Source organism: Sphingobacteriales bacterium (assembly GCA_012517435.1).
In the GTDB taxonomy this organism is placed as follows: Bacteria; Bacteroidota; Bacteroidia; order CAILMK01; family JAAYUY01; genus JAAYUY01.
The window spans coordinates 1-3,687 of the sequence record JAAYUY010000192.1 but is presented as its reverse complement, the minus strand read 5'-3'; the positions used below and the strand labels follow the sequence as shown (position 1 = coordinate 3,687).

Here is a 3,687-nt window from a genome sequence, read left to right as displayed (position 1 = left end):
TGTAAAAAAACAGCCCCGCAACAGGAAAAATCTCAGGGGGTATGGGATAAAAACTATCTGGACACAACCGATTTTAATATTGTTACTTCCGTGAATGGTTTTGGGTTCAACCTGTATGCCCGTTTAAATCCGGACGAAAATCTTATTTTTTCACCTTTATCCATTTCGTCAGCTCTGGCAATGACCTATGCAGGTGCTGAAAACAATACACAGCAGCAAATGGCCGGAGTGCTTGGTTTTGTTTTTGACAAAAAGCAGGTAAATGAAGGATTTTCAGCACTGATGAATGAAATGAATGTGTCGTCTGAATCTTACCGGATTAGTCTGGCCAACAGCCTTTGGGCCCAGGAGCAGTTTTATTTTAAGCCGGAATTTTTAGAAAACATGAAAAAAAATTATCATTCTGGTTTTCAGTTTGTTAATTTCATTAATCGACCTGATGAGGCAAGAGAAAAAATAAATCAGTGGGTGAGTGAAAAAACGGAGGATAAAATAAAGGATATTCTGTCAGAAAAAGATATTAATGCCGCAACCAGGTTGATTTTGGTAAATGCCATTTATTTCAATGCAACGTGGGCTATCGTTTTTGATGAAAAGCAAACCCGCCCCGGTGACTTTTTCCTGATGGACGGTCAAAAAATTACGGTGGACATGATGCAGGAACATACGGGTAAATACAGGTATTTTGAAAATGATAAGCTTCAGTTTCTCAGCATGGATTATGCGGGGAAACTTTATTCGATGAATATTTTGTTGCCAAAATCACCCGATAAACTGCCGGCTCTTGAAAAAGCTTTTTCACCCGGCTATTTTTCAGAACTTGAAAACATGAGTAAATGGCAGGGAGTGGATGTTTACCTTCCGCGTTTCACTTTTTCATCTTCTTTTTCACTAAAAGCCATCTTATCGGCTGCAGGTATGAGCGATGCATTTGACGACAATGCTGATTTTTCAGGAATGACCGGAAAGAAAAACCTGATGATCGACAATATATTGCATAAAGCTTTCATCGAAGTCAATGAAAAAGGGACTGAAGCAGCCGCTTCAACTGCCGTAGTGATGATGGAAAGGGCTGCATTACCGGAAGAAAAATCTGAATTTAAAGCTGACCATCCCTTTTTCTTTTACATTAAAAACAATGAAAGCGGGGCAATCATGTTTATGGGAAAAGTGATGAATCCAAAGCAATAGGCATGAAAATCATTTTCATTCAGACAGGAGGCACCATTGATAAAGAATATCCAAAGCTCCAGATGGGTTATGCTTTTGAAATCACTGAGCCGGCTTCGGAAAGAATACTCAGGCGTATCAATCCGAATTTTGAATATGAAATTGTTAAACTTTTCCGGAAAGACAGCCTCGACATGAGTGATAACGACAGGAAGGAATTACTGTCTCTTTGCAAAAACCTTTCATATAAACGTCTCATTATCACACATGGTACAGATACCATGCTGAAAACAGCTGAATATCTTTCAGGAATAAGGGATAAAACCATTGTGCTGACAGGAGCCTTTCGTCCTGAAAAATTTTATGATTCTGATGCGGGCTTCAACCTGGGGGTCGCTGTGGCAGCAGTTCAGATTTTACCCCCTTCAGTATATGTAGCCATGAGTGGCAGAATTTATCGTTGGGACGATGTGGAGCGTCATCCCGAGAGCGGTCAGTTCGTTCAAAAAAATGATAAACAATAACCAATGAAACTGAGGGCAAAATATGTCAGGAATGTCATGAAGTTTGCTTTTCCGGCCAGGACCTCACGTGATACTCTTTTTGAAAAAAGTTCGTGGTTTGTGATGCTTGAAAATCAGGTCAATTGCCTGGCAGGAATCGGAGAGTGTACATTAATAAATGGATTGAGCATTGATAATCAGGATTTTTTTGAAATGAAAATTGCAAAAACCTGTCAGTTTATTAATGAAAACAACTATTACGATGACTCAGATTTACAAATGTATCCGGGAATCCGTTTTGGATTTGAGACAGCCCTGAATGACCTGAAAAACGGGGGTCGCAGATTGATTTTTGATAATCCGTTTTATCAGGGAAATCAAAGTATTCCGATAAACGGACTGGTGTGGATGGGAACTTTTGAGGAGATGGAAAAACATTTCAGGGAAAAAATTGAAGCAGGTTACAATTGTATAAAAGTGAAAGTTGGTGCACTCAACTTTCAGGATGAATACAGTTTTTTAAAACGTATGCGAAAGGAATATGGGGATGATTTTATTTTACGTCTCGATGCCAACGGAGCTTTCCTGCCACAGGAAGCAGAGGAAAAACTAAAATACCTGAGTGATTTACATGTTCATTCCATCGAGCAACCCGTAAAATCGGGTCAACATGAGTCATTGGCTTATTTGTGTGGTTTGAAAATCATCGACATAGCACTTGATGAGGAATTGATTGGCATAGCAGAAAAAGAGCAAAAAAGAAAACTTTTGTTTGATATTAAGCCACAGTATATTGTCTTAAAGCCTTCACTTCTGGGAGGATTTACCGAATGTGATGAATGGATAAAACTGGCTGAACAATCACAAACAGGCTGGTGGATTACCTCAGCACTTGAATCGAATGTGGGACTAAATGCCATTGCACAATGGACTGCCGGTTATCATCCGGCAATTCATCAGGGACTGGGCACCGGAAATATTTATTCAAACAACATTGTAAGCCCCCTTCGCGTCAAAGAAGGAAAATTATACTCTGATCCTGATGGATTCTGGGATTTTTCAGCTATTTTTGAATAAAGTTTTGAAACCGGTTATTGGGATAAAATGATAAGAAAACTATTCTTTTTACTATTAACTGGCTTTTCAGCCGCTTATGGTCAGCAAAAAGACCTTTGTCTTATCCGATACAATGAATTTGATGAAAAAGGGAGAGAACACATCATTACATCCACTGCCTGGCTCAATGAAATGCCTGATATTCCTGATTATACCTATTTTGATAAAGATCTGGGGAAAAAAGTGGTTATCAAAACAAAAATAGTAGCCTATAAAGGAGAAAGTGTGGCAGAAATCGGCAAGTTTAAAATTAAGCCGGGAGATTATGCCAAAATTCTGCTTGAGTGTCCGCAGGGAAAAGAAATACAACTCGTCAACCTTGAAAAACTGCTTCCTGAAGATTCAGGCAAATCATTGGCTTTTGAAACAAAAACTGATGACAATCAAATTATATTTATCTGCTATCCCTTTGAATCTGATTTCCCGTTTAAGTTTGAGGAAGATATCGTCAGCAAAACATTTACACTTGCCCAACTGGAAAAATATTGTTCCGATTGAATTTGGAAAGTTGAATACCTGTCTGTTAATGATTTCTATGTATTACATGAAATAATTCAGCCAACAGACCATTAAACTTAAGCAGTCTGTCGGACAAAATTCAGTTATATTGGCATTATCCCGTATGGTTACCGAATCAAAAGATATTTCATTCGTTCATCAATTGTTCAATCTCTTCAATGCGGATAGGGATATGTTCCATCAGATCGACAGGATCACCATCTGTAACCAACACATCATTTTCAATACGGATACCAATGTTTTCTTCGGCAATATAAATTCCCGGTTCGCAGGTGAGAACCATCCCCGGTTCGAGTATTGTCTGTTTGGTGCCGCAATCATGAACATCAAGGCCAAGAAAATGGGAATTCCCATGCATGAAGTATTTGAAATACAGTGG

General features: G+C 38.8%; 5 protein-coding genes. 4 read left to right on the top strand and 1 reads right to left on the bottom strand.

Translation table 11 applies throughout. The features are described from left to right. The 4 genes from GX437_10840 to GX437_10825 form a co-directional block, all read left to right on the top strand. On the top strand, window positions 1–1,191 hold a 1,191-nt coding region (locus tag GX437_10840; GenBank protein ID NLJ08157.1), incomplete at its 5' end, for a serpin family protein. Window positions 1,192–1,193: 2 nt separating this feature from the next. Continuing rightward, window positions 1,194–1,694 carry an asparaginase gene (locus GX437_10835; GenBank protein ID NLJ08156.1) on the top strand — a complete coding sequence of 167 codons (501 nt, stop codon included), beginning with the start codon at window positions 1,194–1,196 and terminating at the stop codon, window positions 1,692–1,694. A gap of 9 nt (window positions 1,695–1,703) precedes the next feature. Then, window positions 1,704–2,750 (top strand): o-succinylbenzoate synthase, encoded by a 1,047-nt coding sequence (locus GX437_10830; GenBank protein NLJ08155.1) that lies wholly within the window; start codon window positions 1,704–1,706, stop codon window positions 2,748–2,750. A 27-nt stretch (window positions 2,751–2,777) separates the two neighbouring features. Then, window positions 2,778–3,287 carry a hypothetical protein gene (locus tag GX437_10825; protein ID NLJ08154.1) on the top strand — a complete coding sequence of 170 codons (510 nt, stop codon included), beginning with the start codon at window positions 2,778–2,780 and terminating at the stop codon, window positions 3,285–3,287. Between the two features lie 148 nt (window positions 3,288–3,435). On the opposite strand, the gene GX437_10820 is transcribed toward GX437_10825, so the two are convergent. Continuing rightward, on the bottom strand, window positions 3,436–3,687 hold a 252-nt coding region (locus GX437_10820; protein NLJ08153.1), incomplete at its 5' end, for a M24 family metallopeptidase.

What these genes read in the sequence shown, in the direction of transcription:
- GX437_10835 (NLJ08156.1), top strand. Translation starts at nt 1,194, where the DNA reads ATGAAAATCATTTTCATTCAGACAGGAGGCACCATTGATAAAGAATAT.
- GX437_10825 (NLJ08154.1), top strand. Translation starts at nt 2,778, where the DNA reads ATGATAAGAAAACTATTCTTTTTACTATTAACTGGCTTTTCAGCCGCT.